This is a genomic window from Vibrio sp. 10N.222.55.A1 (assembly GCF_041473835.1).
Taxonomy (GTDB): Bacteria; Pseudomonadota; Gammaproteobacteria; order Enterobacterales; family Vibrionaceae; genus Vibrio; species Vibrio crassostreae_C.
Genome location: NZ_JBFRSX010000050.1, coordinates 34986 through 56188 on the forward strand (window position 1 = coordinate 34986; position 21203 = coordinate 56188).

Sequence of the window (21203 nt, forward strand, 5' to 3'; positions counted from 1 at the left end):
TCAGCGAGGCCATAGTGGGTAGAATCGTAGCAATTGCCAACCAGAAGGGTGGCGTAGGAAAAACAACAACTTGCATTAATTTAGCAGCATCAATGGCGGCAACAAAACGCAAGATATTGGTTGTTGACCTCGATCCTCAAGGTAATGCCACTATGGCGAGCGGTGTCGACAAGTATCAAGTTGAAGCAACAGCTTACGATTTGTTGGTTGAAGACACCCCATTTGATGAGGTGGTTTGCCGGAGTACATCTGGCAATTATGACCTCATCGCCGCGAACGGTGATGTTACTGCGGCAGAAATCAAGCTGATGGAAGTGTTTGCTCGTGAAGTTCGTTTAAAAAATGCACTCGAACCCATTCGCAATAACTATGATTTCATCTTTATTGATTGCCCGCCCTCATTAAACCTTCTTACAATCAACGCGATGGCTGCGGCCGACTCCGTATTGGTTCCTATGCAATGTGAATACTTTGCTTTGGAAGGTTTGACTGCATTGATGGATACCATCAGTAAGCTAGCGGCTGTTGTAAACGAGAACCTGAAGATCGAAGGTCTTCTGCGTACTATGTACGATCCTCGCAACCGCTTATCGAACGAAGTATCTGATCAACTCAAAAAACACTTTGGTAGCAAAGTCTACCGAACTGTGATCCCTAGAAATGTGCGTCTGGCAGAAGCCCCGAGTCACGGCAAGCCAGCAATGTACTACGACAAATATTCCGCAGGAGCTAAGGCTTACCTTGCTCTTGCTGGCGAAATGTTGCGTCGTGAAGAAGTCCCAGTATAGGTCCAACCAAAGGAATTCGCTCAATGTCTAAGCGTGGTTTAGGAAAAGGGCTAGATGCATTGCTTGCAACTAGCTCATTGGCTCGTGAAAAACAGCAAGTTGCTTCTCATAGTCAGGCGTTGTCGGCTGATGGTGAGCTTATTGAACTGGCTGTTGGTTGCTTGAAGCCTGGTGTATATCAACCGCGTAAGGATATTGCGCCTGAAGCGCTAGAAGAGCTGGCAGCATCAATTCAATCTCAAGGCATTATCCAACCGATCGTAGTTCGCCCATTGGCGCACGACCAGTTCGAGATTATTGCTGGTGAACGTCGTTGGAGAGCGGCTCGTCAAGCTGGCCTTAAACAAGTGCCATGTTTGGTCAAGAGAGTCGAAGACAAAGCCGCTATCGCGATGGCGTTGATTGAGAATATTCAGCGTGAAGATCTGAATGTTATCGAAGAAGCACAAGCGCTAGAGCGACTACAGAACGAATTTGAGCTGACACACCAACAAGTCGCTGATGTAATCGGTAAATCGAGAGCTACGGTGAGTAACTTATTACGTCTAAATCAGCTCGAAAATGAAGTAAAAGGTTTAGTTTCCAATAAACAACTGGAAATGGGGCATGCTCGAGCACTGCTTGCGCTTGAAGGTGATACCCAGGTTGAAGCAGCAAACACTGCGGCAACCAAAAAAATGACCGTGCGTCAAACTGAGCAACTTGTCAAAAAGTGCTTAAAACCAGACGTTGAAGGTGAATCGAAGCCTGAAGACACAGAAGCTATCGAACTTTCACGAAGACTCACGGAAAAATTGCAAGCAAACGTTTCAGTTACTCGTTCTGTTAGCGGTAAGTCAAAAGTGACAATTACTCTTGATGAGCCTCACAAATTAGAGCAACTTATTGCTAAACTAGAGTACTAAATGAGATAATTGATTTAGGTCAATTATGTAATAAACAAGTAATTTCGTACAAAAGTTGTAGGTTTGTATGCAAAAATGTAAATGATTGCTGCATTGTTATTGCAATCAATTTGGCTGAACGTATAATTTTCGCCAATTTCTCAGCACGCTTTTAAGCGAGTAGTAAAGAAGGCTTAAAAGAGGAACGAATACATGGTAGCGGCGTTAGCAAGACCAGGACGAGTGCTTGCAAAGCAAATGTTATTGATCGAGCTTAGCGCGGTTATATTAGTGGCGATAGGGTTAGGTTTAGCTGTTAATCCTGATTGGGGTTTTGCTGCATTAATCGGTGGCGGTATTTTTGTCATCGCAAATGCAGTTTTTTGTGTGTGTGCTTTCCTATTTAGTGGAGCTCGCGCAACTAAGTTAGTTGCGGCGTCGTTCTATGCAGGCGAAGCGCTAAAAATCCTTATCACAGTTCTACTATTCTCTATTGTCTACATGTATATGCAGGTGGAATTAGTTCCCCTCAAACTGACCTATTTACTGGTTCTAGGTATTAATATCTTTGCGCCAGTGCTTTTCATTAACAATAAAAAATAGGATGAGTTATGGCTGCGCCAACAGCATCCGGATACATTGAGCACCACTTACAAAACCTTTCTTTAGCTAAGTTTGGTCTTGTAGAGGAGACAAGTTTCTGGAACGTACATATAGACAGTCTGTTTTTTTCGGTGTTGACAGGGATGTTATTCCTTTGGGTTTTTCGCTCAGTCGCTAAGAAAGCAACAGTAGGTGTACCTGGTAAGCTTCAGTGTTTTGTTGAAATGGTAGTTGAATTCGTTGATGGCAACGTTAAAGACACTTTCCATGGCCGCAACCCTCTGATTGCTCCATTAGCACTGACTATATTCTGCTGGATTATTTTAATGAACTTGATGGACTTAGTGCCTATCGATTTCTTACCATATCCTGCGGAGCATTGGCTAGGTATCCCTTATTTGAAAGTGGTTCCTTCAGCTGATGTTAATATAACCATGTCAATGGCCTTAGGTGTTTTTGCTCTGATGATCTACTACAGCATCAAAGTAAAAGGCTTAGGTGGATTCGCCAAAGAACTTGCTTTACATCCATTTAATCACCCAATCATGATCCCGTTTAACCTACTGATTGAAGTGGTATCGCTACTCGCGAAGCCTCTATCACTTGGTATGCGTCTATTCGGTAACATGTTCGCAGGTGAGGTTGTATTCATTCTTTGTGCGGCAATGCTACCGTGGTATTTACAATGGGTAGGCTCTCTACCTTGGGCTATCTTCCATATCTTGGTTATTTTGATTCAAGCATTTGTTTTCATGATGTTAACAATTGTTTATTTATCAATGGCCCATGAAGATGGCGATCACTAAAAATTTTTAAGTTTTATTCTAACTATTAATGTTAATCGGAGAACGTAAATGGAAACTGTACTAAGTTTTTCAGCAATCGCTGTTGCTATTATTGTTGGTCTTTGTGCCGTAGGTACTGCAATTGGTTTTGCTATTCTTGGTGGTAAATTCCTAGAAGGCGCTGCGCGTCAACCTGAAATGGCTCCAATGCTACAAGTTAAGATGTTCATCATCGCTGGTCTACTGGATGCTGTTCCAATGATCGGTATCGTAATCGCACTACTATTCACGTTTGCTAACCCATTTGTTGGTCAACTAGCAGGCTAATTAACTGTTAATTAGTTAATTAAATTTTTGTAGTTGATTCTTAACGAGGGGTAGCTGTTGTGAATATGAACGCAACTCTGTTAGGTCAAGCAATTGCTTTTTCTATGTTTGTTTGGTTCTGCATGAAATATGTATGGCCACCAATCATGCAAGCAATTGAAGAGCGTCAGAAAAAAATTGCTGACGGTCTAGTAGCCGCTGAACGCGCTGCTAAAAACTTGGATCTAGCACAAGCCAACGCTTCTGACCAATTGAAAGAAGCGAAGCGCACCGCAACTGAGGTTATTGAACAGGCAAATAAACGCAAGGCTCAAATTATTGATGAAGCTCGCGAAGAGGCTCAGGCAGAGCGCCAGAAAATCTTAGCGCAAGCGGAAGCCGAAATTGAAGCTGAGCGCACACGTGCCCGTGATGACCTGCGCAAACAAGTCGCAACTCTGGCAATTGCTGGTGCTGAGAAAATCCTTGAGCGTACAATCGATAAAGATGTACACGATGATCTTCTTAACAACATTACTGCAAAACTTTAAAGCAAGGGGCTGTATATGTCTGATTTGACTACAATCGCACGCCCCTATGCTAAAGCAGCGTTTGACTTTGCGGTAGAGAAAGGTGAGCTAGACCAATGGGGTCAGATGCTTACTTTTGCTGCCGAAGTGGCACAAAATGATGATGTTCACAATTTCTTAAGCAGCTCTCAAACTGCTGAAAAATTAGCTGAAGTATTCATTGTAATTTGTGGCGAACAATTTGATGAATTCGGCCAGAACTTGATAAAAGTAATGGCAGAGAATGGCCGCTTAATGGCTTTTCCTGATGTTTGCAAAGAGTTCTTATTGCTCAAACAAGAGCACGAGAAAGAGATCGACGTTGAAGTCACTTCAGCGGTTGAACTTTCTAAAGAACAACGCGCAGAGATCAGCAGCAAATTGGAACAGCGCTTAGCGCGCAAAGTTCAGCTGAATTGCAGTATAGATGAGACTCTACTTAGTGGAGTTATTATTCGAGCCGGAGACCTAGTCATCGATAACTCAGCGCGCAGTCGTTTAGACCGCCTGAGCGATGCATTGCAGTCTTAATGGGGATTGGAGCATGCAACTTAATTCCACTGAAATTAGCGATCTAATTAAACAACGTATTGAATCTTTCGACGTTGTTAGTGAAGCTCGCAATGAAGGTACTATCGTTTCGGTAAGCGATGGCATCCTTAGCATTCACGGCCTAGCGGACGTGATGCAAGGTGAAATGATTGAACTACCGGGTGGCCGTTACGCGCTAGCACTTAACTTGAACCGTGATTCGGTTGGTGCTGTTGTAATGGGCCCATATGCTGACCTACAGGAAGGCATGAAAGTTACAGGTACGGGTCGTATTCTCGAAGTACCAGTAGGTCCTGAAATGCTTGGTCGTGTGGTAAACACGCTAGGTGAGCCAATTGATGGTAAAGGTCCTATTGATGCGAAATTGACTTCGCCTGTAGAAATTATCGCACCAGGTGTAATCGACCGTAAATCGGTAGATCAACCTGTTCAAACTGGTTACAAGTCAGTTGACTCAATGATCCCTATCGGTCGTGGTCAGCGTGAACTTATTATCGGTGACCGTCAGACTGGTAAAACAGCGATGGCGATCGATGCGATTATTAACCAAAAAAATTCTGGTATTTTCTCTATCTACGTTGCAATCGGCCAAAAAGCGTCGACTATCGCTAACGTAGTTCGCAAACTAGAAGAGCACGGCGCACTAGCAAACACTGTTGTTGTTGTTGCATCGGCTTCTGAATCTGCAGCGCTGCAATACCTTGCACCGTATGCTGGTTGTGCGATGGGTGAATACTTCCGTGATCGCGGTGAAGATGCACTGATTGTTTATGATGATCTATCTAAGCAAGCTGTCGCTTACCGTCAGATCTCACTACTGCTTAAGCGTCCACCAGGTCGTGAAGCGTTCCCTGGTGATGTTTTCTACCTTCACTCTCGTCTACTAGAGCGTGCTGCTCGTGTAAGCGAACACTACGTAGAAGAATTCACTAAAGGCGAAGTGAAAGGCAAGACGGGTTCTTTAACTGCTCTTCCTATCATCGAAACGCAAGCTGGTGACGTATCTGCATTCGTACCGACGAACGTAATCTCGATTACCGATGGTCAGATCTTCCTACAAACTGAGCTATTCAACGCGGGCGTACGTCCAGCTGTTGACCCTGGTATCTCAGTTTCTCGTGTAGGTGGTTCGGCGCAGACTAAAATCATCAAGAAGCTATCTGGCGGTATCCGTACTGCTCTAGCTCAATACCGTGAACTTGCAGCATTTGCTCAGTTCTCTTCGGATCTTGATGAAGCGACTAAGAAGCAGCTAGACCACGGTCAAAAAGTTACAGAACTGATGAAGCAGAAGCAATACGCTCCTATGTCTGTATTTGATCAGGCTCTAGTAATCTTCGCTGCAGAGCGTGGATACCTTCAAGACGTTGAACTTTCTAAAGTTCTAGACTTTGAAGCTGCTTTACTGTCGTTTGCTCGTGGTCAATATGCCGATCTAGCAACACAGATCGACACAACGGGTGCTTTCAATAAAGAAATCGAAGCTGAGCTGAAGAAGCTTGTTGACGATTTCAAGGCAACCCAGACCTGGTAATTGGTAGGTGGTCTTAGGGCCACCTCATACCATTAACGGAGAGTAACGATGGCCGGCGCAAAAGAGATACGTAATAAAATCGGTAGTGTTAAAAGCACACAGAAGATTACGAAAGCAATGGAAATGGTAGCAGCTTCAAAAATGCGTCGTTCTCAAGACGCAATGGAAGCTACTCGTCCATATGCAGAAACAATGCGTAAAGTGATCGGTCATTTGGCTAATGGTAGCCTCGAGTATAAGCATCCTTATCTTGAGGAACGTGAAGCCAAACGTGTTGGTTACATCATCGTTTCTACAGACCGTGGTCTTTGTGGTGGTTTGAACATTAACTTGTTCAAAAAAGCCATGAACGACATGAAAGATTGGTCTGAGAAAGGTGCTGACGTTGAACTTGCAATTGTAGGTTCAAAAGCGACAGCATTTTTCAACAACAGCGGCGCGAAAGTAGCAGCTCAAGTTTCTGGTCTGGGCGATCGCCCAAGCCTTGAAGACTTGATTGGCTCTGTAAGCGTTATGCTGAAGAAATATGATGAAGGCGAATTGGATCGCCTGTTCGTAGTGTTCAACAAGTTTGAAAACACTATGGTACAAGAACCAACGATCGATCAATTACTTCCTTTGCCTAAATCAGACAGCGAAGACATGAAACGCGATCATGCTTGGGACTACATTTATGAGCCTGAGCCAAAACCACTACTAGATGCACTACTGGTTCGCTACGTCGAATCTCAAGTATATCAAGGTGTGGTCGAGAACCTTGCTTGTGAGCAAGCGGCTCGAATGATTGCTATGAAATCAGCAACAGATAACGCTGGTGACATTATTGATGACTTAGAACTTGTGTACAACAAAGCGCGTCAAGCGGCAATTACACAAGAACTTTCTGAGATCGTTTCAGGCGCAGCTGCGGTTTAAGCTTAGGTAAAACTAAATAGTTAGAGGATTAACGATGGCTACAGGTAAGATCGTACAGATCATCGGTGCGGTAGTCGACGTAGAGTTCCCACAGGGTGAAGTACCTCGTGTATACGACGCTCTGAATGTTAATGAAGTACAAGAACGTCTAGTTCTTGAAGTTCAGCAACAACTTGGCGGTGGCGTAGTTCGCGCAATCGTAATGGGTAGCTCTGATGGTTTACGTCGTGGTTTGACAGTTGAAAATACTGGCGCTCCAATCTCAGTACCAGTAGGTACTAAGACATTGGGTCGTATCATGAATGTCCTAGGTGACGCGATTGATGAGTGTGGCGAGATTGGTGCTGAAGAGCATTACGCCATTCACCGTGAAGCTCCAAGCTACGAAGAGCAGTCTAACGAGACAGCTCTTCTAGAAACTGGTGTTAAAGTAATCGACTTGATTTGTCCATTCGCTAAGGGTGGTAAAATCGGTCTATTCGGTGGTGCTGGTGTAGGTAAGACCGTTAACATGATGGAACTTATCAACAACATCGCACTTCAACACTCAGGCCTATCTGTATTTGCAGGTGTAGGTGAGCGTACTCGTGAAGGTAACGATTTCTACTTTGAGATGCAGGAAGCAGGTGTTGTAAACATCGAAAAACCTGAAGAATCAAAAGTAGCGATGGTTTACGGTCAGATGAACGAGCCACCAGGTAACCGTCTACGTGTTGCCCTGACTGGCCTAACAATGGCAGAGCGCTTCCGTGACGAAGGTCGTGACGTTCTACTGTTCGTTGATAACATCTACCGTTACACACTAGCAGGTACTGAAGTATCAGCACTTCTAGGTCGTATGCCTTCTGCGGTAGGTTACCAACCTACACTGGCTGAAGAAATGGGTGTTCTACAAGAGCGTATCACGTCAACTAAAGCTGGTTCTATCACGTCTGTACAGGCGGTATACGTACCTGCGGATGACTTGACTGACCCGTCTCCAGCAACAACGTTCGCTCACTTGGATGCAACGGTTGTACTTAACCGTAACATCGCATCTATGGGTCTATACCCTGCGATCGACCCGCTAGATTCTACTTCACGTCAACTGGATCCATTGGTAGTTGGACAAGAGCACTACGACATCGCTCGTGGCGTTCAGTCTACTCTTCAGCGCTATAAAGAGCTGAAAGATATCATTGCTATCCTAGGTATGGACGAGCTATCTGAAGAAGATAAGCAAGTTGTATCTCGTGCTCGTAAGATTGAGAAGTTCCTAACTCAGCCTTACCACGTAGCGGAAGTATTTACAGGTGACCCAGGCATTTACGTACCTCTTAAAGAGACTCTACGTGGCTTCCAAGGTCTTCTATCTGGTGAATACGATGACATTCCAGAGCAAGCGTTCATGTACTGTGGTGCAATTGACGAAGCTATCGAGAATGCTAAGAAGCTATAAGGCTAACTAGGAGGCGATATGGCAGCAATAACCTTTCACCTAGACGTTGTAAGTGCAGAGAAACAAATTTTCTCAGGCCTTGTTGAGACGTTTCAGGTGACCGGTAGTGAGGGTGAACTTGGTATTTTCCATGGTCACTGTCCACTGCTGACCGCTATCAAGCCTGGCATGGTGCGTATTGTTAAGCAGCACGGCCACGAAGAAATCATTTATGTTTCTGGTGGTATGGTAGAAGTTCAGCCTGGTACAGCAACTGTACTGGCTGATACAGCTATCCGTGGTGAAGAGCTAGACGCAGCAAAGGCGGAAGAAGCTAAGCGCAAGGCTGTGGAGAATATCCAAAATCAGCATGGCGACATAGACTTCGCACAAGCGGCCGGTGAACTGGCTAAAGCCATTGCTCAGTTACGAGTTATCGAACTGACAAAACAGCGTCGTTAATCTTTTTAAGATTACAGACTCTGAGATAAAGGCGACCTAAGGGTCGCCTTTTTGCATTTTTAGATTCTCAAAAATGCTTCTTTTACGTATCACTACCGGTTAAATGGTTATTGCGATTTAATTTTTTGCCCAAAAACGGTTACAATATCGGCTTAATAAAAATAACGTTGGATAGGTTTACAATGAAGTTTAGCGCGGTAATTCTCGCGGCGGGCAAAGGCACTCGCATGTATTCAAACACACCAAAGGTTCTGCACACACTTGCGGGTAAGCCAATGGTGAAGCATGTTATCGATACATGTAATGGTCTAGGCGCTCAAAACATCAACCTGGTTTACGGCCACGGTGGTGATCAGATGAAGGCTACCTTAGCTGAAGAATCTGTAAACTGGGCACTGCAAGCTGAACAGCTCGGCACAGGTCACGCTGTGGATCAAGCATCTGCACATTTCGCTGATGATGAAAAAGTATTGGTGCTCTACGGTGATGTTCCACTAATCTCACCTGAAACCATTGAAAACCTATTAGACGCTCAACCAAACGGTGGCATCGCGCTACTTACTGTCGTGTTAGACAACCCGATGGGCTACGGACGTATTATTCGTCGTAATGGCCCTGTTGTGGCTATCGTTGAACAGAAAGATGCAACGGATGAGCAGAAGCTTATCAAAGAGATCAATACCGGCGTTATGGTGGCGACTGGTGGCGATCTGAAGCGCTGGTTGTCAGGTCTAAGCAACGACAACGCACAGGGTGAATATTACCTGACTGACGTTATCGCTGCGGCTCACGACGAAGGTCGTGCAGTTGAAGCGGTACACCCAGTAAGCCCAATTGAAGTGGAAGGCGTTAACGATCGTTCGCAACTGGCTCGCCTAGAGCGCGCTTACCAAGCTACGCAAGCCGATAAGCTATTGAAGCAAGGCGTGATGCTACGCGACCCTAGCCGCTTTGATCTACGCGGTGATCTGCAGTGCGGTATGGATGTCGAGATCGATACTAACGTTATCATTGAAGGCAGTGTCAGCATTGGTGATAATGTGGTTATTGGTACGGGATGTGTACTGAAAGACTGTGAGATTGACGACAACACCATCGTTCGTCCATACAGCGTTATTGAAGGGGCAACGGTGGGGGAAGACTGTACCGTTGGTCCATTCACTCGCCTACGTCCGGGTGCCGATATGCGTAATAACTCGCACGTCGGTAACTTTGTTGAAGTGAAGAATACTCGCCTTGGCGAAGGCTCTAAAGCCAACCACCTGACTTATCTTGGGGATGCTGAAATTGGTCAGCGCGTAAACGTGGGTGCGGGTGCAATTACTTGTAACTACGATGGGGCGAATAAGTTTAAGACCATTATTGGTGATGACGTGTTTGTTGGTTCAGATAGTCAATTAATAGCGCCTGTTACGATTGGTAATGGTGCTACCGTTGGAGCTGGCTCTACCGTAACACGCGATGTTTCTGAAAATGAGCTGGTTATCAGCCGTGCGAAAGAACGTAAGATTGCTGACTGGCAGCGTCCGACTAAGAAAAAGTAGTCTCTTAACAAATAAGATGATTTAAATGAAAGTCAGTAGTACCGCTACTGGCTTTTTCTTATTTATCTAGATATAAAAAAAGAGCGAGTAATATCGCTCTTTTTTGTTTTCGTTAACTTAGAAACTAGTCTTGTTTCTCGTCAGCGACTACTCGAGAGTTGTCAGGTGTCGCGAAGTGTTCAGAAAGCTCTTTGTTCGAAACAATATAGCCAACCCACAACGCACCCAAACAGATCACAACGGCAATACCCGTCGCGCTTAGTGCTTGGCTAGCCATTGCCGCGACCAATGCACTTGATAGGCCACTGATACTGATTTGCAGGCTGTTTTGTAGACCAGCAGCTGTTGCTGGGCTTTGTTTAGCGCTTGATAGAGCACGGTTTACTACGATTGGGTAAAGTGCGCCGTTTGCGACAGCAATCAAACAGAAAGGCGCAAGTAGAGGCCAGATTGACGTCAGTTCCCACTGTGATGCGATAAAGATAAGCATCGCCGCTACACTGAACAAACCGATAAGGTTTCTTAGTACAACGCCATCGCCATATTTCTTCACTGCTTGCTTACCGAAGTAACCACCCGCCATGAACGCGATTGTTTGTGGGATAAAGCTCAAACCGATGTCTTTTGCTTCATAACCTAGTTGAGCCATGATCTCTGGCATACCCGTTAGGTAAGCGAAGAACGCTGCAGATGCTGAAGCAAACATTAAGACATTACCCATGTAAGGCTTTGATTTAAGCAACATCTTGATGTCTGTCTTAATCGATGTCTGTTTTACTTCAGGCGCTTCTTTTGGTTGAGCCATTGTTGTCGCCACTAGCAGTGCACCCATCAAGGTTAATGTGATGAAGATGCTGTGCCAGCCAAAGCTATCCGCCAGTAACACACCTAGCTGAGGTGCTAATGCAGGAGATAGCGCAACCAAAGGCATGATGGTTGCAAAAATTTGTTGGCTACTGCTTTGTGAGTAACGCTTGATAACCATTGCTTGCCAGATTACCGCAGGAGCACATACGCCGATCGCTTGAATGAAGCGCAGTGTCAGTAGATGCCATACCTCGGTGCTGAATGCTAAGCCGAATGAAGCTGCAGTAAAGATAACAAGACCAACCGCCAGCGTATTACGGTGACCATACTTGTCACTCGCCAGACCCCAAAGAAGCTGACCCATTGCCATACCGCCAAGGAATACCGTTAAAGACAGGGCAATCTGCTCTGGGCCGGTTGCGAAATCAACTTCCATTGCCTTAAATGCAGGAAGGTACATATCGGTCGCAATAAAGCCAAGCATTGAAAGAACTGCAAGGTAGACCAATTGAAATTTAGAAATATTCATAAGATGCCATTAAGCTAAAGGTAGTGATGTTTTTATCATCAAAAAAATTGTTTGATATACAGAAGTGAAAGCCCCTGTTTATTTATGCTGACATTCTATTTTTCAGACCTGATAAAATAAAACGCTAAAATATGTGGTTATCAATCAAAAAATTTGAAGGCTTATGTTCTCTAAATCCTCTTTAGAAATGCTCGATACGGTAGCGCGCTTGGGCAGTTTTACCGCGGCGGCTGAGCAGTTGCACAAAGTGCCCTCGGCGATCAGTTATGGTGTCAGACAGGTCGAACAAGAACTGGATGTGCTGCTTTTCAGGCGTTTACCGAGAAAGGTTGAGCTCACTCCGGCAGGTGAACTGTTCATTGAAGAGGCGCGTGCACTACTGAGGCAAATGGAAGAGGTCAGTGCCCAGACTCGTCGAGCAGCTCGAGGTTGGAAGAAAACCTTGCGTCTGACGCTCGATAATGTGGTGAAGCTCGACAAGATGAAGCCGATGATTGAAGAGTTCTATCAAACCTTTGAGTTTGCCGAACTTCAGATCAACATGGAGGTATTCAACGGCTCATGGGAAGCGATTGCACAGGGCAGGGCGGATATCGTGATTGGCGCCACCTCAGCTGTGCCAGTTGGTGGCGATTTTGAAGTCAAAGACATGGGGCAATTAGATTGGGCATTTGTAATGTCGCCAAGTCACCCGTGTGTGCGCGAACAGAACCTCAATGAAGAGTTCGTGAGCCAATATCCAGCCATCTGCTTGGATGATACCTCCAGTGTGCTCCCTAAGCGACACACAGGCCACTACTCAAGTCAAAGACGCCTGTTGTTACCCAATTGGTATAGCGCAATTGAATGCCTTAAAAATGGAGTAGGGGTGGGTTATATGCCGAGGCACATTGCCGCGCCAATTATCGAACAAGGCTTGCTGGTGGAAAAAATACTGCCTGAACCGAGTCCGCAGAGTCATTGTTGTTTGGTGTGGCGAAAAGACGATAACCATAAGTTGATCGAGTGGATGGTGAAATACCTAGGATCGAGTGAACAACTTCACCAAGATTGGTTGGATCATCGCAAGGCGGTCTAATGATCTTAGCGAGAAGATCCTTTTCAAGTTTGAGTTGAATCAGCACCAATAAAAAGAGCGAGTAAATACTCGCTCTTTTTGATTCGGTCGTTAACTCTTATGACAAGAAGAACTTGTAGGAAGGGTTATCGGTTTCATCTTTACACTGATAGCCAAGCTCTCGTAGATGTGTTGAGAACTGAGCCAAATCATCGTCATCAAGTTCAAAGCCACACAATACACGGCCGTAGTCGGCACCGTGGTTACGGTAATTGAATAGGCTGATATTCCAGTGTGTCCCTAAGGTATCAAGGAATTTAATCAATGCACCTGGGTACTCTGGGAACTCAAAGCTGTATAGGCGTTCTTTCAGTGGCTTCGATGGTTTACCGCCAATCATGTAACGAATGTGCAGTTTTGCCATCTCATCATCAGAGAGATCGACAACCGGGTAGCCGCCCTCACGTAAGTCATTGATGATGTGTTCGAGTTCTTCTTGACCACCTTGTAGGCGTACACCAACGAAGATATTCGCTAGGCTTTCGTCGTTGTGGCGGTAGTTAAACTCAGTTACCGCTCGACCACCAATAATATTACAGAACTCTAGGAATGCTCCTTGTCGCTCTGGAATCGTAACCGCAAGTAGACCTTCTCGCTTCTCACCTAGTTCACAACGTTCAGAGACATAACGCAGACCGTGGAAGTTGGTATTAGCACCAGAAAGTACAGTTGCCAGTTGTTTGCCTTGCAGTTGGTTCTGCTCTGCAAACTTCTTTAAACCAGCCAGAGCAAGCGCACCAGAAGGCTCGGCAATCGCACGAGTGTCTTCAAAGATGTCTTTGACCGCAGAGCAGATCTCATCGCTAGACACGGCAATGTGACCATCGATGTACTGCTGACACAGACGGAATGTCTCTTCACCAATGCGCTTAACCGCAACGCCATCGGCAAACATGCTGACTTGATCCAGTACCACAGGTTCACCGGCATCGAGGGCCGCTTTTAAGCAAGACGAATCTTCTGGTTCTACTGCAATGACTTTAATCTCTGGCATCAGCTGTTTTACTAATACAGCAACACCCGCAGCTAAGCCACCACCACCAACCGGCACAAAGATGTAATCCATATGACCATTCTGCTGCAGCATCTCCATACCCATCGTGCCTTGTCCTGCAATCACCAGTGGGTGATCGAAAGGCGGCACAAAGGTAAAGCCATGTTCAGCAGAAAGACGCTCGGCTTCTGCCTTGGCCTCATCAAAGTTGCTGCCGTGCAGAACCACGTTACCGCCAAAGCCACGTACCGCATCAACCTTGATGTCTGGCGTGGTTTTTGGCATCACAATCGTAGTCTGAATGCCCAGCTTAGAGCCAGACAGAGCCATACCTTGAGCATGATTACCCGCCGATGCAGCAATCACACCTGCGGCTTTTTGCTGCTCAGAAAGGCTTGATACCATGTTGTAGGCACCACGTAGCTTGAACGAGTGCACCGGCTGACGGTCTTCTCGTTTAAGCTGAACCTGATTACCAATGCGCGCGCTTAGACGCGGCATATCCTGTAGAGGTGTTACGATTGCCGCTTCGTAAACCGGCGCTCTCAGGATCTGACGCAGATAATCTGCGCCAGTTTGTTTTTGGGGACTGACCGTGTCATCACTCATAGACTAGCCCTCTAGCTTAGACTTATCACGCACGGCGCCTTTGTCGGCACTGGTTGCCATGCTTGCGTAAGCTTTCAGTGCGAATGAAACTTCACGCTGACGGTTTTCTGGTTTCCAGCCTAGTGCGTCTTGCTTAACACGACGCGCTTCTAGCTCGGCTTCAGGCACATCAAGTGTGATTGAACGGCTAGGGATGTCGATAGTGATGATATCGCCAGTGTTTACTAGACCAATCACACCGCCACTTGCAGCTTCTGGAGACGCGTGACCGATAGACAAACCTGATGTACCACCAGAGAAACGTCCGTCAGTTAGAAGAGCACAAGATTTACCTAGACCCATAGATTTTAGGTAAGTCGTTGGGTAGAGCATTTCTTGCATGCCCGGACCACCTTTAGGACCTTCGTAACGAATAACAACCACTTCACCTGCTTTTACTTTACCCGCTAAGATGCCGTCTACTGCCGTATCTTGGCTTTCGAATACGATTGCAGGGCCTTGGAATTTAAGGTTTTCTTCATCAACACCCGCGGTCTTAACGATACAACCATCAACCGCGATGTTACCTGAAAGTACCGCTAGACCACCTTCTTGGCTGAATGCGTTCTCTTTGGTACGGATACAACCATCGACGCGGTCATCATCAAGGCGATCCCAACGACAATCTTGTGAGAAGGCTTTGGTAGTACGAATGCCAGCAGGGCCAGCGCGGAAGAACTTAAGCACCGCTTCATCTTCTGTTTGCATGATGTCGTATTGAGCTAGCTGCTCTTGCATGCTTAGGCCAAGTACAGTGCGAGTTTGGTTGTTCAGTAGGCCTGCGCGGTCTAGTTCACCTAGGATAGCCATAACACCACCAGCGCGGTGAACGTCTTCCATGTGGTATTTAGGTGTTGAAGGCGCAACCTTACATAGGTGTGGAACGCGGCGAGACATCTCGTCGATATCACCCATATCAAAGTCGACTTCACCTTCTTGAGCTGCTGCCAATAGGTGAAGAACGGTGTTACTCGAGCCACCCATTGCGATATCTAGAGCCATTGCATTTTCAAAGGCTGCGCGGTTCGCGATGTTACGAGGCAGTGCTGATGCGTCATCTTGCTCGTAGTAACGCTTGGTTAGGTCAACGATGCGCTTACCAGCATTGATGAATAGCTCTTCACGGTCTGCGTGGGTTGCTAGCATAGAACCGTTACCTGGCTGAGATAGACCAAGCGCTTCTGTTAGACAGTTCATTGAGTTCGCTGTGAACATACCTGAACATGAACCACATGTCGGACATGCAGAACGCTCTACTTGCTCACTTTGCTCATCAGAAATGGTTGGATCGGCACCTTGGATCATTGCGTCAACAAGGTCTAGCTTGATGATTTGATCGGAAAGCTTAGTTTTACCCGCTTCCATTGGGCCGCCTGATACAAAGATCACTGGGATGTTAAGGCGCATTGCTGCCATCATCATTCCCGGAGTGATTTTGTCACAGTTAGAGATACACACCATCGCATCCGCACAGTGTGCATTGACCATGTATTCTACTGAATCCGCGATAAGCTCACGTGATGGCAGTGAGTACAGCATGCCGCCGTGGCCCATTGCGATACCATCATCGACTGCGATGGTGTTGAATTCTTTAGCGATACCGCCCGCTTTCTCGATTTCACCCGCAACCAGTTGCCCCATATCTTTAAGGTGAACGTGGCCTGGTACGAATTGAGTGAACGAGTTTACAACTGCGATGATTGGCTTACCGAAGTCATCATCTTTAACGCCAGTTGCACGCCATAAAGCGCGCGCACCAGCCATGTTGCGTCCGTGGGTAGTCGTTGCTGAACGATAGATTGGCATTGCTTAAATCCTTATAAAATATTTGGCTGTTGCTTACTTAGTTGTTTGCGTTTGGTTTTCTGAAGTTTGGCCTGCTGGATAAACGTAGTCTAACCAGCCCCACTTATCTTCAGTGGTGCCATTGAATAGACCAAAGTAAGCCGCTTGAACTTTTTCAGTGATAGGACCGCGTTTGCCTTCACCTACTGTAATTTTGTCTACGCTGCGAACCGGAACGATTTCCGCCGCTGTGCCTGTCATGAATACTTCATCGGCAAGGTATAGCGCTTCACGAGCAATGTTCTCTTCACGGATCTCATAACCCATGTCTTTTGCTAGTGTCATGATCGAATCACGCGTGATACCCGGCAGAATCGCACTGGTCGCTGGTGGTGTGGATAGCACGCCGTTACGTACCACAAAGATGTTCTCACCAGCCCCTTCAGAAAGGTAACCATCAACACTCAGTGCGATGCCTTCATCGTAACCATGACGGCGAGCTTCGCCACCAACTAATAGTGAAGATAGGTAGTTACCACCGGCTTTTGCTGCGGTTGGGATCGTGTTTGGAGCGGCACGGTTCCAGCTAGAAATCATTGCATCAACGCCGTTTTCTAGTGCTTCTTCGCCTAGGTAAGACCCCCAAGGGAAAGCAGCGATGATCAGTTCCATCTCAGTATTTTCTGGCGGGCAGACACCCAAACCAACGTTACCTACGAAACCTAGAGGGCGGATGTACGCTGACTCTAGCTTATTTTGGCGTAGCGTTTCGCGAGTCGCTTCCATAATTTCTTCCTCAGTGTAAGGAATAGGGAAGCGATAGATTTTTGCTGAGTCTTTTAGGCGCTTAGCATGTTCAGGGTGACGGAAGATAACCGGCCCTTTTGGTGTGTTGTAACAACGAACACCTTCAAACACAGAAGTACCGTAGTGCATTGCGTGAGTCAGGACGTGAACGTTCGCCTCTGCCCAAGGAACCATCTCACCGTTAAACCAAATATAGTCTGCTGTTTTAGCTGTCATGTTTGCGGTTCCTTATGCGTTTATCTTTTGTTGTAAGTTGTTGTTTGGCAGTTCATTACGGCTGATCGAGATAACGTCAACGGTACGTACATCCCACAGCTTTTCGATTTGGTTTACCAAGAACGAGATCGGACGGTCACTGTCTACGATGATCTCAACACTCGCCACTTTGCTTTCGTGGTTTTGAGTGCCCGCAACTTGCTTAACAATGAAGCCACGGTGGCGGATAACACGAAGAACACGCTCTAGTAGTACAGGCTTATCATCGGCTTTGATGTCTAATAGGTATCTTTTCATGTTATGTGTTCTCCAACATCTCACTGTTTGAAGCACCTGGCGGTACTAGTGGCCATACGTTTTCTTCTTCATCGATAAGAACATGAAGTAGGTAAGCGGTTTTGCTCTCTAGCATCTCTTTCAATGCTGGTTCTACTTCTTCTTTACGAGTGATGGTTTTGCCCGGGATATCGAACGCTTTCGCGAGCATCACGAAATCAGGGTTGTCATCTAAGATAGTTTCACTGTGGCGGCCATCAAAGAACAGTGATTGCCATTGGCGAACCATGCCCAAACGAGAGTTATTAAGCAGTACCATCTTCACTGGGATCTGACGACGCTTCAATGTGCCAAGCTCTTGAATGTTCATCATGAACGAGCCGTCACCAGAGATAAGTATAGATTGGTCGTCAGGACGCCCAACCGATGCACCCATTGCAGCTGGCAAGCCAAAGCCCATGGTGCCTAAACCGGCAGAGGTAATGAAGTTCTGTGGATCGCGAGGCTGAATGTGCTGAGCTGCCCACATTTGGTGTTGGCCCACATCAGTCGATACGATAGAGCTTGCTGGCATCATGTCTGACAGTTGCTTCAACAGCAGTGGAGCAAAAATCAGATCACCAGGGTGGTCGTAACGCCATTTGAATGAGCTACGAAGACCTTCAGAGTGATGAACCCAAGAGGAGATGTCTTGACTTAGCTCTAGTTGAGGCATGATCTTGTTGATGTCACCGCGAATTGGCGCATTGGCAAGACGCAGTTTGCTGAACTCAGCGGCATCGATATCGATATGGATAACCTTAGCATGCGGCGCAAAGGTATCGAGTTTGCCAGTTACTCGGTCATCAAAACGAGCACCGACAACAATCAACAGGTCACTCTCTTGAACCACAAGGTTAGCGGCTTTAGTGCCGTGCATACCCAGCATGCCAAGGTAGTGTGGGTCGTCACGTTCGATAGTGCCCAAGCCTTTCAGTGTGCTTACTGCTGGCATTGGGTTTAGGCGTAAAAACTCACGAACCGCATCGGTTGCTTTAGCAAGTTGAACACCACCACCTACGTATAAAACAGGACGGGTCGCTTGAGACAAAAAGTACTGTGCCTGTTCAATGGCATCAGTTGTCGCAACAGGAATTGCGGGTGGAGTAAATTCAGGAAGAGCGTTAACAGGTGCTTCTGCTAGTTGAACGTCTTTAGCGATATCGACGATAACCGGGCCAGGGCGGCCAGACTTTGCTACCACAAACGCTTCAGCGAGGGTTGGAGCTAGCTCTTCAATATCAGTTACTAGGTAGCTGTGTTTAGTACATGACAGAGACATACCAATCACATCCATTTCTTGGAATGCATCGGTACCAATGTGGGAACTTGCAACCTGACCTGTGATAGCAACCAATGGGATTGAATCCATAAAGGCATCAGCAAGGCCAGTGACTAGGTTGGTTGCACCTGGTCCCGAGGTTGCCATACAAACAGCGACATCTTGTGTTGCTCTAGCCATGCCGATCGCGGCCATAGCGGCGCCTTGCTCATGGCGACATAGGATATGTTCAACCCCGCCGTCATAGAGTGCATCGTAGATTGGCATGATGGCACCACCGGGGTAACCAAATACGGTCTCAATTCCTTGTTGCTTGAGTGCGGATACGACTAGTTCTGCGCCTTTCATCGGAATTCTCCCGTATTACCTTTATTTTGGTAACTGTTTCCTTTGTCTCTGCACATCTTGTGCTCCCATTCTTCCTGTAAATCGGCAAAGCCGAAAATGCTCAAAAATATAAAAATCGAATGTTTAAATTAGAAAAAACCCCCGGACTTGTCAGTGCGGGGGTTTTTTCTAATTCGTGGTTACTTTCTTCCCACTCGCCCCCGCGCAGTCTTAATAATGACTACGATAATCAGGTTAATCAGTGCGTAAATGCGAGCGTTAAAAATCATAATATTCGAGTTTTCTCGTTTATTGTCTTCAGTAAATATCTACATCTCTAGTGTTATCACACAAATCTGCCGCATGACAAGGGAAATGTCATTCTTTTTTCACATTAAAATACCATTCCACCAAGCTATATAACAACCTTATCGCTTTGGTGAGCAACGAATATCCAGAGTGAATACTTTTAAATCAAAGACAAAGGAAAGTTATGGGACTCGCGATAATTCATAGCCGAGCTAGTGTGGGTGTAGAGGCGCCAGAAGTGACCGTTGAGGTGCATATAAGCAACGGAATGCCTGGCTTCACGCTGGTGGGTCTACCTGAAACAACGGTCAAGGAATCTAAAGATCGAGTGAGAAGCGCGATCATCAATTCTCGCTTTGAGTTTCCATCGAAAAGAATCACGGTTAATCTCGCCCCAGCCGATTTGCCCAAAGAAGGTGGCCGTTTTGACCTGCCCATCGCGCTTGGGATTTTGGTGGCGTCAGATCAGCTTCCGACATCAAAAGTAGCTCAACATGAATTTATCGGTGAGTTGGCATTGTCAGGAGAACTTCGCTCGGTAAAGGGCGTTTTGCCTGCGACGTTAGCCGCCGACAGTGTAGAGCGATGCTTAGTTGTCCCACATCATAACGGTGATCAGGCTGCGCTGGTGGGCAAGGGAGCGCATAAATCTGCACAAACCTTGTTGGAGGTTTGTGCTGACATGTGTGGACAGGCTCAGCTTGGGCTATATAGAACGGAACATCATCAGGCTGATGTTTCAGTGCTTCGCGACCTACAAGATATTATCGGCCAACAACAAGGCAAGCGAGCTCTAGAGATAGCCGCTGCTGGGAATCATAACTTATTGTTTCTTGGCCCACCCGGAACCGGAAAAACTATGCTCGCTTCTCGACTGCGTGACCTATTACCTGAAATGAGTGATGACGAAGCGATGGAAACCGCGTCGGTGGCCTCGTTAACGCAACAAGAAATCAATCAATACAACTGGAAGCAACGACCTTTTCGCTCTCCTCACCATTCCAGTTCAATGGCGGCATTAGTGGGTGGTGGTTCGGTGCCTCGCCCCGGAGAGATCTCTTTAGCGCATAACGGCTTATTGTTCTTAGATGAGATGCCGGAGTTTGAGCGCAAGGTGCTTGATTCATTACGAGAGCCACTAGAGTCGGGCGAGATCATTATCTCCCGTGCTGCGGGCAAGACTCGTTTTCCTGCGCGTTTTCAATTGGTCGGTGCACTTAACCCAAGTCCAACGGGTTATTACGAAGGTAACCAGGCGCGCGCCAACCCACAGATCATCCTGCGTTACCTCAATCGCTTATCTGGGCCCTTGCTGGATAGGTTCGATATGTCATTGGAGATACCTCTGTTGCCAAAAGGAATGTTGGCCGAAGGCGGTGATCGCGGTGAAACCACTCAAGTAGTTAAGCAAAGGGTTAGGCAGGCGCGAGAGTTAATGCTATCTCGCAACCATAAATCGAATGCACTGTTAGGTAGCCGAGAAATTGAGAAGTATTGCCCACTGCGACGCGAAGATGCAGAGTTTCTTGAGACAGCACTACATCGCTTGGGTTTATCGATTCGTGCTTATCATCGAATTATTAAGGTGGCACGAACCATTGCCGACCTTGACGGTAACGAGCAGATCGAAAAGAAACATCTATCAGAAGCGCTAGGCTATCGCGCGATGGATCGCTTGCTGAAACAACTCACGGCTCAAGCTGTCTAG

General features: G+C 46.5%; 20 protein-coding genes. 14 read left to right on the forward strand and 6 right to left on the reverse strand.

What is annotated here, in order from left to right; translation table 11 throughout:
• Positions 1-14: 14 nt before the first annotated feature.
• The 12 genes from AB4493_RS15620 (at position 15) to glmU (ending at position 10359) form a co-directional block, all read left to right on the forward strand.
• A complete protein-coding gene (locus tag AB4493_RS15620) occupies positions 15-788 on the forward strand; it encodes a ParA family protein (RefSeq protein WP_029235097.1) in 774 nt (257 codons plus the stop codon).
• Positions 789-811: 23 nt separating this feature from the next.
• Complete coding sequence (locus AB4493_RS15625; protein ID WP_017058799.1) at positions 812-1693, forward strand: ParB/RepB/Spo0J family partition protein; 882 nt, start codon at positions 812-814, stop codon at positions 1691-1693.
• A 192-nt stretch (positions 1694-1885) separates the two neighbouring features.
• Positions 1886-2275 carry a F0F1 ATP synthase subunit I gene (locus AB4493_RS15630; RefSeq protein WP_017058798.1) on the forward strand — a complete coding sequence of 130 codons (390 nt, stop codon included), beginning with the start codon at positions 1886-1888 and terminating at the stop codon, positions 2273-2275.
• Between the two features lie 8 nt (positions 2276-2283).
• Complete coding sequence (atpB, locus tag AB4493_RS15635; RefSeq protein WP_017058797.1) at positions 2284-3081, forward strand: F0F1 ATP synthase subunit A; 798 nt, start codon at positions 2284-2286, stop codon at positions 3079-3081.
• A gap of 48 nt (positions 3082-3129) precedes the next feature.
• Positions 3130-3387: a F0F1 ATP synthase subunit C gene (gene atpE / locus AB4493_RS15640; protein WP_004411110.1), complete on the forward strand. Its 258-nt coding sequence runs from the start codon at positions 3130-3132 to the stop codon at positions 3385-3387.
• 59 nt (positions 3388-3446) lie between these two features.
• Positions 3447-3917, forward strand: coding sequence for a F0F1 ATP synthase subunit B (gene atpF / locus AB4493_RS15645; RefSeq protein ID WP_032545592.1), 471 nt, complete (start codon positions 3447-3449; stop codon positions 3915-3917).
• A gap of 15 nt (positions 3918-3932) precedes the next feature.
• Positions 3933-4466, forward strand: a complete 534-nt coding sequence (atpH, locus tag AB4493_RS15650; protein ID WP_017058795.1) for a F0F1 ATP synthase subunit delta — start codon at positions 3933-3935, stop codon at positions 4464-4466.
• A gap of 13 nt (positions 4467-4479) precedes the next feature.
• Positions 4480-6021, forward strand: a complete 1542-nt coding sequence (gene atpA, locus AB4493_RS15655; protein ID WP_102321083.1) for a F0F1 ATP synthase subunit alpha — start codon at positions 4480-4482, stop codon at positions 6019-6021.
• Positions 6022-6069: 48 nt separating this feature from the next.
• Positions 6070-6936, forward strand: coding sequence for a F0F1 ATP synthase subunit gamma (gene atpG / locus AB4493_RS15660; protein WP_017058793.1), 867 nt, complete (start codon positions 6070-6072; stop codon positions 6934-6936).
• 34 nt (positions 6937-6970) lie between these two features.
• Entirely contained in the window at positions 6971-8374 is a 1404-nt protein-coding gene (gene atpD, locus AB4493_RS15665) for a F0F1 ATP synthase subunit beta (protein WP_017058792.1), read from the forward strand.
• Between the two features lie 18 nt (positions 8375-8392).
• Positions 8393-8815, forward strand: coding sequence for a F0F1 ATP synthase subunit epsilon (locus tag AB4493_RS15670; RefSeq protein ID WP_017058791.1), 423 nt, complete (start codon positions 8393-8395; stop codon positions 8813-8815).
• 182 nt (positions 8816-8997) lie between these two features.
• Complete coding sequence (gene glmU, locus AB4493_RS15675; RefSeq protein ID WP_017058790.1) at positions 8998-10359, forward strand: bifunctional UDP-N-acetylglucosamine diphosphorylase/glucosamine-1-phosphate N-acetyltransferase GlmU; 1362 nt, start codon at positions 8998-9000, stop codon at positions 10357-10359.
• A 124-nt stretch (positions 10360-10483) separates the two neighbouring features.
• Here glmU and punC read toward each other — a convergent pair whose 3' ends face one another.
• Positions 10484-11695 (reverse strand): purine nucleoside transporter PunC, encoded by a 1212-nt coding sequence (gene punC / locus AB4493_RS15680; RefSeq protein ID WP_017063021.1) that lies wholly within the window; start codon positions 11693-11695, stop codon positions 10484-10486.
• Positions 11696-11858: 163 nt separating this feature from the next.
• Here punC and punR point away from each other — a divergent pair, with 163 nt between their 5' ends.
• Positions 11859-12773, forward strand: a complete 915-nt coding sequence (gene punR / locus AB4493_RS15685; protein WP_136974240.1) for a DNA-binding transcriptional activator PunR — start codon at positions 11859-11861, stop codon at positions 12771-12773.
• A gap of 97 nt (positions 12774-12870) precedes the next feature.
• On the opposite strand, the gene ilvA is transcribed toward punR, so the two are convergent.
• Genes ilvA through ilvG form a run of 5 tightly spaced genes read right to left on the reverse strand, consistent with a single transcriptional unit; the run spans position 12871 to position 19207 of the window.
• Positions 12871-14415 (reverse strand): threonine ammonia-lyase, biosynthetic, encoded by a 1545-nt coding sequence (ilvA, locus tag AB4493_RS15690; RefSeq protein WP_372155369.1) that lies wholly within the window; start codon positions 14413-14415, stop codon positions 12871-12873.
• A 3-nt stretch (positions 14416-14418) separates the two neighbouring features.
• Entirely contained in the window at positions 14419-16260 is a 1842-nt protein-coding gene (gene ilvD / locus AB4493_RS15695; protein ID WP_372155371.1) for a dihydroxy-acid dehydratase, read from the reverse strand.
• Positions 16261-16293: 33 nt separating this feature from the next.
• Complete coding sequence (locus AB4493_RS15700) at positions 16294-17262, reverse strand: branched-chain amino acid transaminase (RefSeq protein ID WP_065584154.1); 969 nt, start codon at positions 17260-17262, stop codon at positions 16294-16296.
• Between the two features lie 12 nt (positions 17263-17274).
• A complete protein-coding gene (ilvM, locus tag AB4493_RS15705; RefSeq protein ID WP_017055442.1) occupies positions 17275-17559 on the reverse strand; it encodes an acetolactate synthase 2 small subunit in 285 nt (94 codons plus the stop codon).
• A 1-nt stretch (position 17560) separates the two neighbouring features.
• Positions 17561-19207, reverse strand: coding sequence for an acetolactate synthase 2 catalytic subunit (gene ilvG, locus AB4493_RS15710; RefSeq protein WP_102321080.1), 1647 nt, complete (start codon positions 19205-19207; stop codon positions 17561-17563).
• A 472-nt stretch (positions 19208-19679) separates the two neighbouring features.
• Here ilvG and AB4493_RS15715 point away from each other — a divergent pair, with 472 nt between their 5' ends.
• Positions 19680-21203, forward strand: coding sequence for a YifB family Mg chelatase-like AAA ATPase (locus AB4493_RS15715; RefSeq protein ID WP_372155373.1), 1524 nt, complete (start codon positions 19680-19682; stop codon positions 21201-21203).